The organism is Phaeobacter sp. SYSU ZJ3003, assembly GCF_041300735.1.
GTDB lineage: Bacteria > Pseudomonadota > Alphaproteobacteria > Rhodobacterales > Rhodobacteraceae > Phycobacter > Phycobacter gallaeciensis_A.
The window spans coordinates 23209-40266 of sequence record NZ_PXNU01000042.1; the positions used below are offsets into that span (position 1 = coordinate 23209).

Here is a 17058-nt window from a genome sequence, read left to right on the forward strand (position 1 = left end):
CGTAAGTTATTGTTTTTTATATTTAAAACATTGACGCACCCCTTCACAACAGCCGAAGACTACCACGTCGCATGCGCTCGCATGCCCAGCTTCGGCAGCCGACCTCGGGGAGGAGAGAGACGCCAGCCGGTCAATAATTTGGAGGATAATCCATATGAGTTCCGCACCCAATCGGGGGCCGCTTTCCTTTCTGCTGAAGGAAAACATCGTCGCAGGCCCCGGCTTCAACCGCTGGCTGGTACCCCCGGCCTCGATCGCCATTCACTTGTGCATCGGCTCGGTCTACGCCTGGTCCGTATTCAACCCTGCTCTGACGCGCCAGCTGGGCGTTGTCAGCCCCGCTGCTGACGACTGGAGCCTGACCTCGGTGGTCTGGATCTTCTCGGTCGCCATCGTGTTCCTCGGCCTGGCTGCTGCCTTTGCCGGCAAATGGCTGGAAAAAGTTGGCCCGCGCATGGTCGGCACCGTTGCTGCCTTCTGCTGGGGCGGCGGTTTCCTCATCGGCTCGGCAGGGATCGCCAGCCATCAACTGTGGCTCGTTTACCTTGGCTATGGCGCCCTCGGCGGCTGCGGTCTGGGTCTTGGCTATGTCTCGCCGGTTTCGACCCTTCTGCGTTGGTTCCCGGACCGTCGCGGCATGGCAACCGGCATGGCGATCATGGGCTTTGGTGGCGGCGCGATGATCGCAGCCCCGGTCAAAGGCTGGCTGCTGTCCATCTATGCCAAGGCACCTGAATACCTTGGCACGCGCGAAGCCATCGACACCGTGATCGAAGGCGGCCGAGTATTTGCCCAGACCGCAAACGGCATGGTTGAGGTTGTCATCGCATCGGCGTCCCAGGCGGCAGCCCTGCCCGGCGGCGGCGAGGCTGGCGTCTATGTGGTTGGCACCGGCGACACCGGCGCATCCTCCACCTTCCTGACCCTTGGCATCGTCTATTTCATTGTGATGATCATCGCCTCCTTCAGCTATCGCGTTCCTGCAGAGGGCTGGAAACCCGAAGGTTGGGAGCCGAAACCGGCCGCTTCGGGTCTGATCACCAAGAACCACGTCCATATCGACCAGGCGCTGAAAACACCGCAGTTCTGGCAGCTGTGGGTGATGCTGTGCTTCAACGTGACGGCTGGCATCGGTGTGATCGGCGTCGCCAAGACGATGATGTCGGAAATCTACGGCACCACCATGCCGCTGATCGTGACCGCGGCTTTTGCCTCGACCTATGTTCTGATGATTTCGGTCTTCAACATGGTCGGCCGCTTCTTCTGGGCCTCGACCTCTGACTTCATCGGGCGCAAGAACACCTATCACGCCTTCTTCATCCTTGGCACGATCCTGTACCTGTCGATCCCATATTTCGCGACCGCAGGCGCAGCAAACCCGTCGATGTTCTACCTGATCGGCTTCTACGTCGCGACGATGATCATCTTCTCGATGTATGGCGGCGGCTTTGCCACCATCCCGGCCTATCTGGCGGATATGTTCGGCACCATGCACGTGGGCGGCATTCACGGCCGGTTGCTGACCGCATGGTCCACCGCCGGTGTGCTTGGTCCGCTTGCGATCACGTCCTTGCGTCAGATGTCGGTGAACAATGCGATTACGGATCTTGCCGCCAAGGTAGATGCGCAGGCCTTTGAAACAGCCTTTGGCGCGCCGGTGTCGCAGCTGGACGCTCTGGTGTCCGCGAAGACGGTGACAATCGCCAAGCTGATGGAGATCGCACCGCAGGGCATCGTCGATCCGACGCCGAGCCTTTACAATACGACCATGTATTGCATGGCGGGTCTGCTGATTGTGGCCTTCTTTGCCAACCTCCTGATCCGGCCGGTGGGCTCGCACCACCACCACCCGGAAACCGGCGCAGCACCCTCACCCGCCGAGTAACTCCAAAAAAATCCCAGAACCTGAAGGGGGCCTGTAAGCGCAGGCTCCCTTTTTGCATTTATCGCCATGCACGGCCCGTGCGCCGGTCACGCCCGTAAGGTTCGCGTAAGCGGCACCACCCATATCGGGCGCCAACCCTGTACAAGTATCGCAAGGAGCGTGTCATGCAGATCCTCAGGAAACTCGCCGTTCTGGTCACAGCCATCGGGCTGGCAACGCCGGTATTGGCCTCTTCCCCACCCAGCCAGGGCGCATTGCGCTTTGACGTCATTCGCAAGGGCAAGGATATCGGAGAGCTCAGCTACAGCTTTTCAGGCTCTGCCGCCAAATACTCCGTCCAGGTCGTCACCGATATCGCCGTCAAGATCCCGCTGATCCGCGTCAATGCCTATGCCTTCAAGCAGAACAGCGTCGAGACATGGGCAAATGGCAAGATGACCTCGATCCGCTCGGCCACCGATGATGACGGCGACGCGCATCAGATCAGCGAAAAGGGGCGTGGCCTGCTGCCCGCAAGCCTGTGGAACGATGATATTCTGAAACGCCGCCAGTTACTCAACACCATCGACGGTACCGTCATGTCGGTGCGGGTGATCGATCTAGGTGTTCAGAATGTCCCCACCCGCAGCGGCCAGCTGCGCGCCCATCACTATCGTATCTCAGGCGATCTCGAACGCGATGTCTGGTATGACCAGAACGGAGACCTTGCACATGTTTCCTTCAAGGCCGATGATGGGTCAACCGTGACCTACCTGCGCAAATAGGATCGCAGCCCATGCGGCTTCTCTATGTGGAAGACAACGAAAGGTTGGCGCAAAACACCTGTGCCAGCCTTGAAAGCAATGATTTCGTCGTCGACTGGGTGGCGACTGGCGCGGATGCGGTGCATTCCGCGCGCAGTTATTCCTATGACGCGATCATCCTCGACCTGGGCCTGCCGGACATGGACGGGCTGTCGGTGCTTGATGGGATCAAACAGGCCAATGCCGACACGCCGGTGATCATCTGCACCGCCCGTGATGCACTGGACGAACGGGTAAAGGGCCTCAATGCCGGATCTGACGATTATCTGGTCAAACCCTTTGACAGCAGCGAGTTGATCGCCCGCATCCGCGCCGTTCTGCGCCGCCCGGGCGGTGCGCTGGGGCTGAAGCTGAACCTTGGCAACATCCGCTTTGACACCAACGATCGTTCCGTTGAGATTGCTGGCCAGCCCGCCCGGTTTTCCCGTCGCGAGCTGGATTTGCTGGAGGTCTTCATGCGCCGCAAGGGGCGCATCCTGTCCAAGGACAGCATTGAGAACGCGCTTTACGGATTTGATGCGCCGCCGACGCCGAACGCCATCGAAGTCGCGATTCACCGGCTGCGCAAGAAACTGCAGGATCTGGGCGCCGCAAGCACCGTCCACACGCTGCGGGGCATCGGCTACCTGATGGAAGACGACGGTCAATGAAGGCCCTCACCCAGTCTGCCCATGCCCCCCTTGGCGGACCGGGCTCACTGCAGCGCAAGCTGACAGTCAATATCGTCCTGGCGCTGCTGCTTGCCATCGCAATGTCCGTCACGATCCTGATCTCCGAGTTTTTCGAACATCTGGAAGAAAACCTCGAAGAGACCCTGCTGCGCGAAGCAAACGAGGTTCTGGTTCAGGCCGACCCGGAGGCGGAGAATTATGGCCTGCCGGTGCAATCGCTCCGGTTTCGCGGCGCCGAGGGCGCCTATCGCTATACGGTGTTTGGTCCGGAGATGGAGCTGCTCGCGGGCGGTGAGACCTCTCCGCAAATCAAGGCGCAGATTGCACCGCTGTCGCTTGGCACCGCTGCCGAGATTGACCTGCCGGGAGAGCGGCGCGGCATGGCGCTGTGCGGCATCAATGCAGGGCTGAAGATCTGCGTCCTTGCCTCGGCCTATGCCCCCATCGCCGATACCAGCATCCTTGATGCCATGTGGCACGAGGTAGAAGAGCAGATCATCTGGATCGTTCTTGGCGCGGTGCTGGTACTGTCATCGGCGCTGCTGGCGGCGCGGCTCTCCCTGCGGCCGCTGGATCGCGTCATGCAGCAGGCCGGCAGTATCGGCCCCGACGCCCCGGACCAGCGCCTTTCGCCCGAAGGATTGCCGTCCGAGATCGTGCCCCTCGTCGCTGCCGTTAACAGCGCCTTTGCCCGGCTGGAAAAAGGCTACCGGTCGCAGCGCGAGTTTTCCTCGAATGTGGCGCATGAGGTCCGCACCCCTCTCGCGGTGCTGCACTCCAGCGTCGATACCATCGGTGACGCCGAGGTCCGCCAACGCCTCAAACAGGATCTGAAACAGCTAGAGCAGATCTTTGAACAGCTGATCGATCTGGCCCGCGCCGATGCTCTGGAACCCTCGACCTTTCAGGAAATTGCTCTGGACGATCTGGCGGTGCAGATATCCTGCGCTCAGGCCCCGAACGCCATCCGCGCGGGCAAAAGCCTGGCCGTCACCGGCGCCAAGGGCGTCCGGATCCGCGGCAATGAGGGCCTTCTGGCCATCGCGCTGGACAATCTCGTGCGCAATGCGCTGATCTATTCGCCCGCCGGAACCGAGGTTGAAATCTGCGTCATGGCAAATCCACCCGGCATCGCGGTTCTGGATCGCGGTCCCGGAGTGCCCGAAACGGAACGCGAGGCGCTGTTCGAACGCTTCAACCGCGGCTCCGAGCCGGGCCGGGGCAAGGGCTCGGGAATTGGCCTGGCCATTGTAAAGGCCGTGGCCGAGGCCCATGGTGCCCGGGTCGACATTGCCGACCGGGATGGCGGTGGCAGCCGGTTCAGCACCGAATTTTCATAAAACATCACAGATACCTGACCTGCTCCGCCCATGGTTCTGCGAACCTGTAAGCGGGCTGTAAGCCTAGCGCGCGATTTCCCTAGACAACAGGAAATCCAAGCGAGGCGCTCCATGCGAATTGAGTTTTTGACGCCGACCTCTCCCGGCCGTGAAGCCGCTGAGGCCCATATCCGTGACGTTTACGACACCACCTATGCGGCGCAGGTCAAAGGCTTTGCCCCGGTTCTGGCAGCAGCCTCCAACGCAGAGGGTAAGATCCTCTGCGCGGCCGGGATCCGCACGGCGCAGGACGGTTTTTTCTCGGACTGCTACCTGAATGGCGATTTCTGCGAGGTCCTGAAGGAACGCACCGGACGCGATATCCACGCCAGCCAGATCATGGAGGTAACATCCCTGGCCTCGGTGTCGCCCTTTCCGGTATTGCCCCTGCTCGACCGCATGATCGACTGGGGACGGCAGCAGGGCGTGGTCTGCGGCGTATTCACTGCCACCCTGCCCCTGCGCCGCCTGCTGACGCGCACCGGGCTGGGCTATATCCCCCTTTGCGCCGCTGCGGCGGACCGCGTGGCAGATCCGGACAGCTGGGGCAGCTATTACGACACCGATCCCTGGGTCTGCGCCTTCATCGAGACCGAGACGGATCTGGCATTGCTGACGCCCGGCACCGCTGCGCCTGCATCACTGCCGGGCCTTCAGGGAGGCGCTGCATAATGGACATGGTATTCGAGGCCCTGTGGTGTCACGCGGCAGAGCACCCGCAAACGGTTGCCTTTTCCGGCGATGGCGACAGCCTGACCTGGGCCGATCTTGCCGCCGAAGTCACCGCGCTTGCGGCGCGGCTGGACGGTGCGCCGCGTACCGTTGGCATCGCCCTTCCGGGCGGCTGCGCCTATGTAGTGGCCGATCTGGCGCTAACCCTCACCGGCCGTCGGCAGGTGCCGCTGCCGTTTTTCTTTGCGCCCGAGCAGATTGCCCATGTGATCAAGGACGCCGGGATCGGCGCCCTTATCACCGCACCCGAAACCGCCGGGCAAAGCGCTTTGCCGGAGATCCCCCTGTCGCTCGGCCATACCGGTGCTGGAGCGCGGCATAACCAGACCTCGGCAGCCTCCAAGGCAGAGCGGATCATCTACACCTCCGGCTCCTCTGGGCGCCCGAAGGGCGTTGTCATCGGAAGCAGCCAGTTGCAGGCCTCGCTGAATGCACTGCTGCCCGTGGTGGCCCCGACGCACACCGACCGCCACCTGTCGATCCTGCCCTTGGCGCAGCTTCTGGAACAGATCTGCGGGATCTTCCTGCCCATTCTGGCGGGCGCGGAAACCCGGTTTGACTTCAACGCCACGCGCACTCTGTTCGGCGCCGAAATCGGACCATTGACCGCCGCCTTTGCCCGCGAAAGGCCCACCACCAGCCTGCTGGCGCCCGCGCTTCTGGGGCGCTGGGTTCAAGACCTCAGCAGCAAGGACGGCCGGGCGCCCAACTCACTACGCTTCGTGGCCGTCGGCGGCGCTGCCAGTTCGCCCGCGCTGTTGCACGCCGCCGAGGCTGTCGGCATCCCGGCGCACGAAGGCTACGGTCTGTCGGAATGCTGCGCCGTGGTGGCTATGAACCGCCCCGGACACAATGCCATCGGCACCGTCGGAGAGATTCTGGAGGGGCTCGACGTTCAGATCATCGACGACGAGATCACCGTCGCAGGCCCCACCGTGATGACCGGGTATCTCAATGGCGATCCGCCCCCTGCCCGCTGGCACACCGGCGATCTAGGCCGCATCGAAAACGGGCGTCTGATCGTGGACGGGCGCAAGGACGCGCTGATCGTCACCGGCGCCGGACGCAACATCTCACCCGAGTGGGTCGAGCAAAGGATCAACGCCGATCCCCGCGTCGTCAGCTCGGCCCTTGGTCTGCACCAGGACGGATCGCTGGTTCTCGTGGTCGCCGCCGTGGCTCCGATCAGCGGCACAGACATCGCCGCCGCACTGGAAGGGATCCCGCCCTATGCGCAGCCTGCGGCGGTAATCCTGACCTCTCCGACAGAGCCGGGCCTGCTCTTTGCGGCAGGCACCCCGAACCGCGCCGTCGCCGCCCGGATTATCAACGACCGCCCGGCGCAGCCTCTTTCCCAGACAGCCGAAAGCCTTGCCTCATGACCCAGAAAAAGACCGTTCTCATCACCGGCGCGGGATCCGGCATCGGCCGGGCGCTGACGATGGAAGCCGCACGCCTTGGCCATGTGCCGCTGATCACCGGACGCAGCCGGCACAAGCTGGAAGAGACCGCCACGCTCGCAGGATTGCCTGAGAGCGCCATCCTGCCCGCAGACGTGACCCTTGCTGAGGATCGCGCAAGGCTGGTGGTGCAGGTCGGTGGGCGGCTTGATATCCTGATCAACAATGCCGGCTGCCTGACCGTCGGACGGCTGACGGATCTTGGCGACGCTCAGCTGCAGGCGATGACCGACACCAACCTGATGGCCCCGATCGCGCTGACCCGGGACCTGTTGCCCGCGCTACGCGCAGGTCAGGGACGCGTGGCAAACATCGGCTCTGTCTTCGGCGATATCGCCTACCCCTATTTCGCGGCCTATTCGGCGACGAAGTTCGGCCTGCGGGGCTTTTCTGACGCGCTGCGGCGCGAATTGTCTGGCAGCGGCGTTGGCGTCACCTACATCGCCCCGCGCGCCGCCCGCACCGCCGCCGAAAACGAGTTCGGCGCCCTGATCGAACCGCTGGAGATGACGCTCGACAGCGCGGAACGGGTGGCTACAGAAGCCTGGGAGGCAATCCGCAAAGGCAAACGCGAGAGCTTTCCCCGCGGCAAAGAGCGGTTCTTTGTCAAAGTCCAGCGGCTGTTCCCGCAGCTGGTCGACCGCTCTGTCGGGGCTCAGGCCCGCACCGAGAAAACCATCGCCGCCCTGGACAGCCTGCGCCGCGTCTAGACCCTTCTGATTTCAAGTAGAAAGACCAATCATGACCTATACCGTGATCCGCGCCGCGCGCACCGGCAGCCAGATCGACGCCCCCGCCATTGCCGCCGTCCGCGACCATCTGAGCCGCGACGGCTGGGCGCTGCTGCGGGGCTTTGATGTCGACATGGCCGCCTTCAGCGCCCTGACAGCCGAGCTGTGCAGCACCATCACCTTTGACCCCGCACGGGAATTTTCCGAGCGCAACACCCAGATGGTGGATGCCGGGCTTGGCCCGATCGGGTTGCATATCGAAAACGGCAACACCCCGGTCTGCCCCGATATCGTTGCCTTCTATTCCGCCAAGGCCGCCTTTGAAGGCTCGCAAACCACGATCTGCGACGGGCGCGATGTGCTGGCCAGCATGTCGGAGGCGCAGCGCGCCCGGTGGAGCCAGCCGATGACCGTCTCGCGCAAGCTGCCGGAACTTTTGTGGAAACGCTACCTGGCCAATGAACACCCCGCGATCTCGGAACCTGAAGAGGTGACCGAAGAGCATATCCTGCAATTCAAGGCAGCGATCCCGAACCAGGATTTCGACATGCATGAGGATGGCTCGCTCACCTATCATATCACGCTGAACCCGGTGCGGCCCTCGGCCCTGTCCGGCGCTGCAGGCTTTGCCAATGCGGTTCTGGGCCCGTCGCACAATTACGAGCCGCCCGTCTACCGGCTGGCAGATGGCAGCCTAGTCAGCGCCGAAGAGATCGAGGAGCTGCGCGAACTGGCCGAAGACCGCACCACCGAGATCAACTGGCAGGACGGCGATATCGCTGTGCTCGACAATACCCGCATCATGCACGGGCGTCGAGCGATCAAGGATCAGGATCGCCAGCTGTTCATCGGCATGGGCCGGGTCTGATTATAGTCCCTCTGTGCCCTCACCCGTTGCCGGGAAACCGGCTGCGGGTCCGGTTGGCAAAGGCCACCAGCGACAGCATCACCGGCACCTCGACCAGCACACCGACCACGGTGGCCAGCGCGGCGCCGGAATTCAGCCCGAACAGCGAGATCGCAACTGCAACCGCGAGTTCAAAGAAATTCGAGGTGCCGATCAGGGCGCAAGGCGCGGCGATCCGGTGCGGCACCTTCAGCGCGAAGGCCGCGCCATAGGCCAGCGCGAAGATCCCATAGGACTGGATCAGGATGGGCACCGCGATCAAGGCGATAACCTCGGGCCGGTCCAGGATTACCTGCCCCTGCAGGCCGAACAGGATCGTCACCGTCGCGATCAACCCGATCACCGACCAGGGTTTGACGTGGGCCTGAAACCCCTCAATCCGCGCCGCGCTGCCCAGCCTTTTCCGGGTCCAGATCCCGGCCAACAGCGGTAGCAGCACAAAGAGGATCACCGACAGAACCAGCGTTTCCCAGGGCACCTCGATATCTGTGACGCCCAGCAGGAAGGCGACGATGGGCGCAAAGGCAAAGACCATCACCACATCATTCAGAGACACCTGCAGCAGGGTGTAATTCTCATCCCCGCGCGTCAGCTGCGACCAGACGAAGACCATCGCGGTACAGGGCGCCGCCCCCAGCAGGATCAGACCGGCAATGTACTGCTGCGCATCCTCGGGCGATACCAGATCGGCAAAGATGCCTTCGAAGAACAACACCCCCAACAGCGCCATGGTGAAGGGTTTGATCAGCCAGTTGACCACCAGCGTGATGCCCAGACCCCGCGGCTGTTTGAAAGCATCCTTCACCGCGGCGGGATCGACGCCGACCATCATCGGATAGACCATCGCCCAGATCAGCACCGCAACCACCAGATTGACCCGCGCCAGTTCCGCCGCCGCAATCATCTGCACCAACGCCGGTGCGATATTGCCGATGACGATGCCTGCCACCATGGCCAGCGCGACCCAGACGCTCAGATATCTTTCAAAGATGCTCATGGTGCGACCTCCGCCCCTTCGACATGCAGTTTGCCTGCAGCAAGCGCCGACAGCGCCACCATTAGGGCCGCCGTCCCGAGAACAAGCGCCAGCCCCCCGGCCTGATAGGTTAGCCCGGACAGAAGCGTACCAGCGAGACGCCCGCCCGCATTGGCCATGTAGTAGAACCCGACATCCATCGTCACCCGCTCAGCCTTGGTGAAGGCGAGGATCAGGTAGGAATGTAGCGAAGAGTTCACCGCGAACAGCGCCCCAAAGGCCAGAAGGCCAAGGACCAGAACAGCGGTCATCCAAGGCTGCGGCGCCGGGGACATCCAGACGGCAAGGGTCAGCGCCGCAGGCACGGTAAACAGTGCCAACGCCCAGCTACGCGCGGCGCGGATCAACGCAGCTTGGGGGCGTTTCGCAGCCCCGAGCAGCCAGGGTGCCGCCGCCTGCACCGCGCCATAGAGGATGATCCAGACTGCCATGAATGTGCCGATCATGAAAAAGGCCGCGCGGTTGCCCGCTTCGGTTCCATCCGACAGCACCGCGTAGAAATAAATCGGGATGCCCACCACGAACCAGACATCGCGCGCGCCGAACAGAAACACCCGCGCCGCCGACAGCCAGTTCACATTGGCGGATTTCGAGAACACCTCGGAAAACTTCGCGCCCTTTCTCCCGGTCCGTAGTCCCGGTGGCATCAGCATCACGATGGCGGCAAAGACCAGCGCCAGAACCATGGCCATGGCAATGATCGACCAGCTAAACCCAAGCGTCGCCAGCAGCGCCGCACCCAGCAAAAAGCCCAGGCCCTTTACCGCGTTCTTCGATCCGGTCAGCACCGCCACCCAGCGAAACAGCCCTCCGTTTGCGGATGGCGCCAGCAGTTTCACCGCCGATTTCGACGACATCTTGGCCAGATCCTTGGCCACGCCCGAAATGCCTTGCACACACATCACGAAGACGACCGAGACACCGATGGCCCAGTCCGGATCAAGCTGCGTCAGCGCGCCCAGCGCCGCGATCTGCAACGCCAGCCCGGCATAAAGCGTCGCCGCCAGCCCGAACCGCGCCGCGATCCAGCCCGCCGAAAGGTTCGTCACCATCCCGGCGATCTCATATAGGACAAAGAGATAGGCCAGCTGCACAGGGGAAAACCCCAGCGTGTGGAAATGCAGGAGGACCAGCATCCTCAGCGCCCCATCGGTGAGCATGAAGGCCCAATAGGCCGCCGTCACCGCGATATAGGCCGACAGACCCTCAGGGCGATGGTTCACAGTGAGGCTCCGACCATTAGGGCCACATCGACAAGGCGCCAAGCGTAGCCCATTTCATTGTCATACCAGGCATAAACTTTCACCTGGGTGCCATTGATCACCATTGTGGAGGGCGCATCGATGATCGAGGAGCGCTGATCATTGGTGTAATCGGTCGAGACCAGCGGGCGGGTCTCATAGCCAAGGATGCCCTCCAGCTCCCCTTCGGCGGCCGCTTTGAACAGGGCGTTTACTTCCTCGGCCGTGGTTTCACGCTCCACCTCGAAAACACAGTCGGTGAGCGAGGCATTCAGCAGCGGTACCCGCACCGCATGGCCATTCAGGCGCCCGGTAAGCTCCGGATAGATCAGCGTGATTGCCGTGGCGCTGCCGGTGGTTGTCGGGATCAGCGAATTCAGCGCCGAGCGCGCCCGGCGCAGATCCTTGGCGGGGCGGTCGACGATCGTCTGGGTATTGGTGACATCGTGGATGGTGGTGATGGAGCCGTGCCGGATACCCAGATTTTCGTGGATCACCTTGACCACAGGCGCCAGGCAATTGGTGGTGCAACTGGCAGCCGTCACAATGCTATGGCGCGCCGGATCATAGGTGCCCTCATTGACGCCATAGACGATATTGGCCGTATCGCCATCCTTGACCGGGGCGGAGACCACGACCTTTTTAACGCCCGCGTCGAAATAGGGGGCAAGCTTGGCCTCTGTCTTGAACACACCGGTGCAGTCGATGACCACATCCACGCCGTCGAGCGGCAGTTTGGACAGATCGGAGGTGCCGATGAAGGGAAGACGCATGTCATTGATCGTCACGCTGTCTGCATCATGGGAAAACTCTGCATCCCAGCGCCCATGCACCGTGTCGAACTCCAAAAGATGTGCGTGCATTTCCGGATCACCCACCGCGTCGTTAATCCAGGCGATTTGCGCGCCCTGCTCCAGCAGCGGTTTCAGGGCAAGTTTTCCGATCCGGCCAAGGCCGTTCACAGCATATGTGGTCATTGGGTGTCTTCCTGTGCTTGGCTGGCGATATCATCCACCGCGTGTTGCAGGGCGATGCGGTCCAGGGTTTCGATGGGCAGCGCCGTAAAGGCCTCGATCCGGCGTTTCAGCGCGCCATAGGCCTGATGAAAGGCAAGGCTTTTCTCGGCATCAGTGCCTTCGGCCTTGACCGGGTCCGGCATGCCCCAGTGACCGCTGATCGGCTGACCGTCCCAGGCGGGGCATTCCTCGTTTGCGGCCTGATTGCAGACGGTAAAAACGAAATCCATCTGCGGCGCACCGGGACTTGTAAACTCAGACGTGTTCTTGGCCCGCAGATGCGCGGTGTCATGCCCCTTGGATTGCAGCACCTCCACCGCGAAGGGATTCAGATCTGACTGGGGGCGGGTTCCGGCGGAGTAGACGTTGAACCGATCCGACGCGCGACCGCGCAGGATGCTTTCGGCAAAGATCGAGCGGGCGGAATTTCCGGTGCATATGAATAGCACGTTGTATTTGCGCGCGGTCATGGCGGGATGCCCTGTTTGGGGGGAAGTGGCGGCGGGCAGGCAAAGGTCCGGACGCCCGCGGCAACAATCGAGCATCAGATAGTCAAAGGTTTGTTGCACCGCTGACATATCGACTGTGTAAAGCAGCGAGGTCCCGGCCCGTTCCTGCGTCACCAACCCCGCCTGCATTAGCGCAGACAGATAGGTGGACAGGGTGCTGGCCTTCAGATCCAGCGCCCCGGCGATTTCACCTGCGGGCATCCGGTCCGGATAGCGCCGCATCAGCAGCCGGAAAATGGCCAGTCGCTGTGGATGGCCGAGCGTGGTCAGGCGGGAGGGAATCTCTTTTTCCATACTTCATGAATATCGGAAATATAAAGCATGCTCCAGTGAAGATTTTGTAACGATCTGATGACACGGGCCTGACGACACGGGCCGAAATGAAAACCGCCCCCAGGATGGAGGCGGCTACAGGTTACAGAACGGCAAGCGGGGTTATTCCCATTCCATCTCCTCATAGACGGTCTGCGCATTGCGCCCGGCCAGGCTGTCGAATTGCTCAAGCCCGGCAAAGGCAGACTGATCGATCCCGGGCGCGTCCATGATGTCGCCGCCCTCTTCGATAAGGGTACCGATCTGGGAGCGCAGGTTCACAAGGTATTCGTAGGTGTCAGCGCGGGCCTGTTCCAGCGTGGTGGCATGGCCATGGCCGGGAACCACATGGGTCGGCTCATTGGCCGCCATCGCCTCAAAGGTCTCGATCCAGCTTTTGGCATTTGACTGCGGCCCGACGCCAAGGATCCGCTCCACATAAACAATATCCCCGGTGAACATCACATCCCGGTCCTTGAGCCAGACAAAACTGTCGCCCGGCGTATGGGCCTGCCCGTGATGGGTGATCTGGAAGGTCAGACCACCGACCATGAGATCATGACCCGTTTCAAAGGTCACATCGGCATAGCGCGGCTCGGTGCCTGCCAGTTCATCGCCCAATAGCTGCGAAAGCATCGTCATCTGCATAGACTGGCGGTCCTTGTGATCCGCCACGGCAGCCTCGGATGCGATCACGGTTGCGCCTTGCGCCTGCCAATAGCCATTGCCTAGCCAGCGGTGATCCTGCCCGCCGGTGTCGATCACATAGGTCACCGGCTGATCGGTGATCTGATCTATGGTGGCGTCAATCATCTCGGCACCTTTCCAGGAGCCGCCGGGATCCATCAGCACGACCCCTTCGGAGGTCACCACTACGCCGAAGGTGGCATTGTTGCCGAGGTTTTCAGTGTTGCGTTGGCTTTTCGGACCAACCAGCGCCCAGACATCATCGGTAACCTTCTGCACCTCCAGCACATCCGCGAAGGCGGCCAGCGGCAGGGCTGACAGAACAAGGGTCAAGGTAAGTGATTTCATGTGCAGCCCTCCCGGCATCTGCGCGCGTTCCCGTAAGACCCTGCCAGAGTGGGCGAGCGTCAGACAGAGGACCATCCGACGCAGACAAAAAGACTGGCCCGGCATGTCCGCCCGGGCCAGTTCATAATTTCAGGGCTAATACTCAGTCGCCGTCGGACACGCCCGCTTGCCGCAGCCGCGCCCGGCGCGCGCGATAGCTTGGCAACAGCACCAGAAGCCCCGCCAACACCAGAAGAGCCAGCGTCATCGGCCGGTCCAGAAGGAATCCCAGCCCGTCATAAAGCTGCATCGCCCGGGCAAAGTTATCCTCCAGCATTGAGCCAAGGATGAAGCCGATCAGCAAGGGGGCAAGTGGGTAATCCGCGAACCTCAGTATGGTCGCGCAGACGCCAAGCCCAACGAGGATCAGCAACTCGGTTGCGTTGTTCTGCCCGATGTAGGCCCCCATCAAGGTGAAGAACAGGATGAAGGGGATCAGGTAGTTGCGCGGCACCGCCAGCACCTTGGCAATGTAAGGGATCAGCGGCAGGTTCAGCACCAAGAGCACCAGATTGCCCACATACATGGAGATGATCACCGCCCAGAAGATCTGCGGCTCGTCGATCATCAGGCGCGGCCCCGGCGAGACATTGAGCGCGATGAGCGCACCCAAGAGGATCGCCGTGGTGCCCGATCCGGGAATGCCCAGCGTCAGCAGCGGCACGAAGGATCCGGTGCAGGCCGCGTTATTGGCGCTTTCCGGCGCCGCCAGCCCTTTGACCGAGCCTTTGCCGAATTGCTCCTGCTCCTCCTTGGGCGCAATGTTGCGCTCCACCGCATAGCCCAGGAAGGACGCAATCGTGGCCCCAGCCCCAGGCAATACCCCGATCAAAAACCCTTGGATCGATTGGCGACCGATCACCGGGGCAATCGCGCGCGCCTCGTCCCGCGTGATGCGCAGGTCCTTGATCTCGCTGCTGCCGCCGTCCGTCTTGGACCGGCTGGGATCCAGCACCAGATACAGCGCCTCGGGCAAGGCGAACATCGCCATGGCAAGGGTGATAAAACCAAAGCCGGACTGCAGATCCATGATCCCCATGGTGAAACGCGGCATATTGAACAGCGCGCCCTCGCCCACGGTGGCCATGATCAGCCCCAACAACGTCATCAGCAGCGCCTTCACCACCTGACCGGTTCCGGCAAAGGCCGCGATGGCCGACAGCCCCACCACCATCAGCGCAAAATACTCTGCGGAATGGAACAGCAGCGCCACGGTTGCCAGCGCGGGCGCAAAGATCATCAACAGCACCGCGCCGATGCTGCCCCCGCAGAAGGACGAGATCGCCGCCACCGTCAGCGCCTTGCCGGCCTTGCCCTGCCGCGCCAACGGATAGCCGTCAAACGAAGTCGCCACGGTCGAAGCAACCCCCGGCGCATTGATCAGGATCGACGAGGTCGAGCCGCCAAAGATCGCGCCATAATAGACCCCGGCCAGAAGGATCAGCGCCGCAGAAGGGTCGCCGATGGTGATCGCCACCGGGATCATGATCGAGATGATGCTCATCGGGCCCAGGCCCGGCAGCATGCCGATGAATGTGCCGATCAGACAGCCGCCGATCACCATCATCAGGTTCGTCAGGGAAAAGGCGCTGGAAAGGCCAATCATGATACCTTCGAACATATCAGCCTCCCACGCCAAAGAACATCGGCCAGGGGCTGAGGAAGATCCCCAGAACCTCTTGCACCAGATACCAGACGCCGCCCGCCGCAAGCGCCGCAATGGGCAGCAGGACGTGCAGCTTGCGCTCACCCAGGATCACCGCGCCAAGGGTCAGGAAGCCCACCGTGGAGATCAGGAACCCGGCGGGCCGCAGCAAGAGCGCATAGGCTACCATCAGAGCCAGAAGCGCCAGCGCCTGCCCCAGTTTATAATCGCCAAGCCGCCGGTGATCGATGTCGCCAACCTTGGGGCCGCTGTCGCCCTTTTGCGGGCTCAACACAATGATCAGGGCGCAAATGGCCGCCAGCACCGACAGGACCTTGGGAAAGGTGCTGGGCCAGATGGCATTGAATTTCATGAAGGGGGGAAGGCCTGCGTCCATGGTGAAATAGGCCGCATAGCCATAGGTGAGGCTGATCAGCAGGATGACCAGCGCGATCCATCGGTCAAGCGCCATGTTCTCCTCCGGGTACGTCTTGGAAAATGGAATGGCGTCGCCTGCCGGGCAGATCTATCGATGCCCCGGAGGCGACGCCGGTTTGGAAACGCGGGATCAGAGGAACCCGAGTTCCTGCATCAGCGATTTGATGACCTCTTCCTGACCTTCCAGGAACTTTTCGAAGTCCTCGCCGCTGTTGTGGATGTTGACCCAGCCGTTGCGAGCCCGCACCTCTTCCCATTCGGGCGTGTCGTACATCTTCGCGATGGCTGCCTGATAGGCTGCTTTGCGCTCTTCCGGCAGGCCGGGGGCGCCGAAGAAACCGCGCCAGTTGACAAAGCTCGCGTCTATGCCCTGCTCCTTCATGGTCATAGCATCGGCATAGGCCGGTACGCGGTCATCTGCGGTAACACCGATGATCTTCACCTCGCCCGCGTTGGCCAGATCGATGGCCTCGGAGAACCCGGTGGAAAGCGCCTTGATCTCGCCCGACAGCAGCGCCGCCATGGCCATACCGCCCGCGTCATAGGGGATGTATTTGACCTCAGTCGGGTTCTCGCCCGCTGCCTTCATCACCATGGCCGCGACCAGATGATCCATTCCGCCCGGAACCGAGCCGCCGCCGATGGCGGTGCCGCGCGGGTCTGCCTTGTAGGCGGCGATCAGGTCGGCCATGGAATTGATCGGGCTGTCCTTGCCCACCACAATGGCTGCGTAGTCGCCGATGGTGCCTGCAACCATGGTCAAGTCGCGGAAGTTATGCGGGAAGACCCCGGTCAGCGAACGGATCACGATGGGGGTAGAGTTCACCATCAAGGTGCCGTGGTTGCTATCGGCGTTCTCGATCAGGTAGCCGATGGCCTTGCCGCCGCCACCACCCGACATGTTCTCGAAGGATGCCGTGCCCACAAGTCCTGCCTTGGTCAGCGCCTCGCCGGTGCCGCGCGCAGTGCCGTCCCAGCCACCGCCGGCGCCGCCGGGAATCAGGAAATGGATGCTGTCGACGGCCATGTCTTCGGCCATCGCGGGTGCGCCAAGGGCAAGGGTCGCGGTCGCCGCAGCCATCAGGGCCCGTCGGGTCAAGGTAAATGTCATGTGTTGTCCTCCCATTTGACAAGTGGCGGCCAAGCCGCTCATGACTGAATGAAGAACACGCAAAGCTGACACGGACCTGTCACAGACCTGTCAGCATGCGCCGGATCA

Annotated in this window: 16 protein-coding genes; 8 read left to right on the top strand and 8 right to left on the bottom strand. The window is 62.1% G+C overall.

Going from position 1 to position 17058, the window contains the following annotated elements; genetic code table 11:
- The first annotated feature begins 154 nt into the window (after positions 1–154).
- The 8 genes from C6W91_RS15340 to C6W91_RS15375 all read left to right on the top strand — a co-directional run bounded on the left by C6W91_RS15340 (position 155) and on the right by C6W91_RS15375 (position 8529).
- Complete coding sequence (locus C6W91_RS15340; RefSeq protein ID WP_370571048.1) at positions 155–1885, top strand: OFA family MFS transporter; 1731 nt, start codon at positions 155–157, stop codon at positions 1883–1885.
- Between the two features lie 164 nt (positions 1886–2049).
- Positions 2050–2649, top strand: coding sequence for a DUF6134 family protein (locus C6W91_RS15345; RefSeq protein WP_368946924.1), 600 nt, complete (start codon positions 2050–2052; stop codon positions 2647–2649).
- An 11-nt stretch (positions 2650–2660) separates the two neighbouring features.
- Complete coding sequence (locus C6W91_RS15350) at positions 2661–3338, top strand: response regulator transcription factor (RefSeq protein ID WP_370571049.1); 678 nt, start codon at positions 2661–2663, stop codon at positions 3336–3338.
- Complete coding sequence (locus C6W91_RS15355; protein ID WP_370571050.1) at positions 3335–4699, top strand: sensor histidine kinase; 1365 nt, start codon at positions 3335–3337, stop codon at positions 4697–4699. Before C6W91_RS15350 ends, C6W91_RS15355 begins: the two co-directional genes overlap by 4 nt.
- Before the next feature lie 111 nt (positions 4700–4810).
- Entirely contained in the window at positions 4811–5410 is a 600-nt protein-coding gene (locus C6W91_RS15360; protein WP_370571051.1) for a thermostable hemolysin, read from the top strand.
- Positions 5410–6852 (top strand): AMP-binding protein, encoded by a 1443-nt coding sequence (locus C6W91_RS15365; protein WP_370571052.1) that lies wholly within the window; start codon positions 5410–5412, stop codon positions 6850–6852. Before C6W91_RS15360 ends, C6W91_RS15365 begins: the two co-directional genes overlap by 1 nt.
- The gene (locus C6W91_RS15370) at positions 6849–7640 is read left to right on the top strand and encodes an SDR family NAD(P)-dependent oxidoreductase (RefSeq protein WP_370571053.1); all 792 of its coding nucleotides are present in this window, start codon (positions 6849–6851) and stop codon (positions 7638–7640) included. Before C6W91_RS15365 ends, C6W91_RS15370 begins: the two co-directional genes overlap by 4 nt.
- 31 nt (positions 7641–7671) lie before the next feature.
- Positions 7672–8529 (top strand): TauD/TfdA family dioxygenase, encoded by an 858-nt coding sequence (locus C6W91_RS15375; RefSeq protein WP_370571054.1) that lies wholly within the window; start codon positions 7672–7674, stop codon positions 8527–8529.
- 19 nt (positions 8530–8548) lie between these two features.
- Here the strand turns inward: C6W91_RS15375 and arsB are convergent, their stop codons facing one another.
- The 8 genes from arsB to C6W91_RS15415 form a co-directional block, all read right to left on the bottom strand.
- A complete protein-coding gene (gene arsB / locus C6W91_RS15380) occupies positions 8549–9565 on the bottom strand; it encodes an ACR3 family arsenite efflux transporter (RefSeq protein WP_370571056.1) in 1017 nt (338 codons plus the stop codon).
- Positions 9562–10827 (bottom strand): organoarsenical effux MFS transporter ArsJ, encoded by a 1266-nt coding sequence (arsJ, locus tag C6W91_RS15385; protein WP_370571057.1) that lies wholly within the window; start codon positions 10825–10827, stop codon positions 9562–9564. The genes arsB and arsJ overlap by 4 nt, the downstream gene beginning before the upstream one ends.
- Positions 10824–11822, bottom strand: a complete 999-nt coding sequence (locus C6W91_RS15390; RefSeq protein WP_370571058.1) for an ArsJ-associated glyceraldehyde-3-phosphate dehydrogenase — start codon at positions 11820–11822, stop codon at positions 10824–10826. Before C6W91_RS15390 ends, arsJ begins: the two co-directional genes overlap by 4 nt.
- Positions 11819–12664 carry a helix-turn-helix domain-containing protein gene (locus C6W91_RS15395; RefSeq protein ID WP_370571059.1) on the bottom strand — a complete coding sequence of 282 codons (846 nt, stop codon included), beginning with the start codon at positions 12662–12664 and terminating at the stop codon, positions 11819–11821. Before C6W91_RS15395 ends, C6W91_RS15390 begins: the two co-directional genes overlap by 4 nt.
- 141 nt (positions 12665–12805) lie before the next feature.
- Complete coding sequence (locus tag C6W91_RS15400) at positions 12806–13717, bottom strand: MBL fold metallo-hydrolase (protein ID WP_370571060.1); 912 nt, start codon at positions 13715–13717, stop codon at positions 12806–12808.
- A 142-nt stretch (positions 13718–13859) separates the two neighbouring features.
- Positions 13860–15377 (bottom strand): tripartite tricarboxylate transporter permease, encoded by a 1518-nt coding sequence (locus tag C6W91_RS15405; RefSeq protein WP_274839588.1) that lies wholly within the window; start codon positions 15375–15377, stop codon positions 13860–13862.
- Between the two features lies 1 nt (position 15378).
- Positions 15379–15873, bottom strand: a complete 495-nt coding sequence (locus C6W91_RS15410; RefSeq protein WP_370571061.1) for a tripartite tricarboxylate transporter TctB family protein — start codon at positions 15871–15873, stop codon at positions 15379–15381.
- Positions 15874–15969: 96 nt separating this feature from the next.
- Positions 15970–16950 (bottom strand): tripartite tricarboxylate transporter substrate binding protein, encoded by a 981-nt coding sequence (locus tag C6W91_RS15415; RefSeq protein ID WP_065270963.1) that lies wholly within the window; start codon positions 16948–16950, stop codon positions 15970–15972.
- Between the last annotated feature and the right edge of the window lie 108 nt (positions 16951–17058).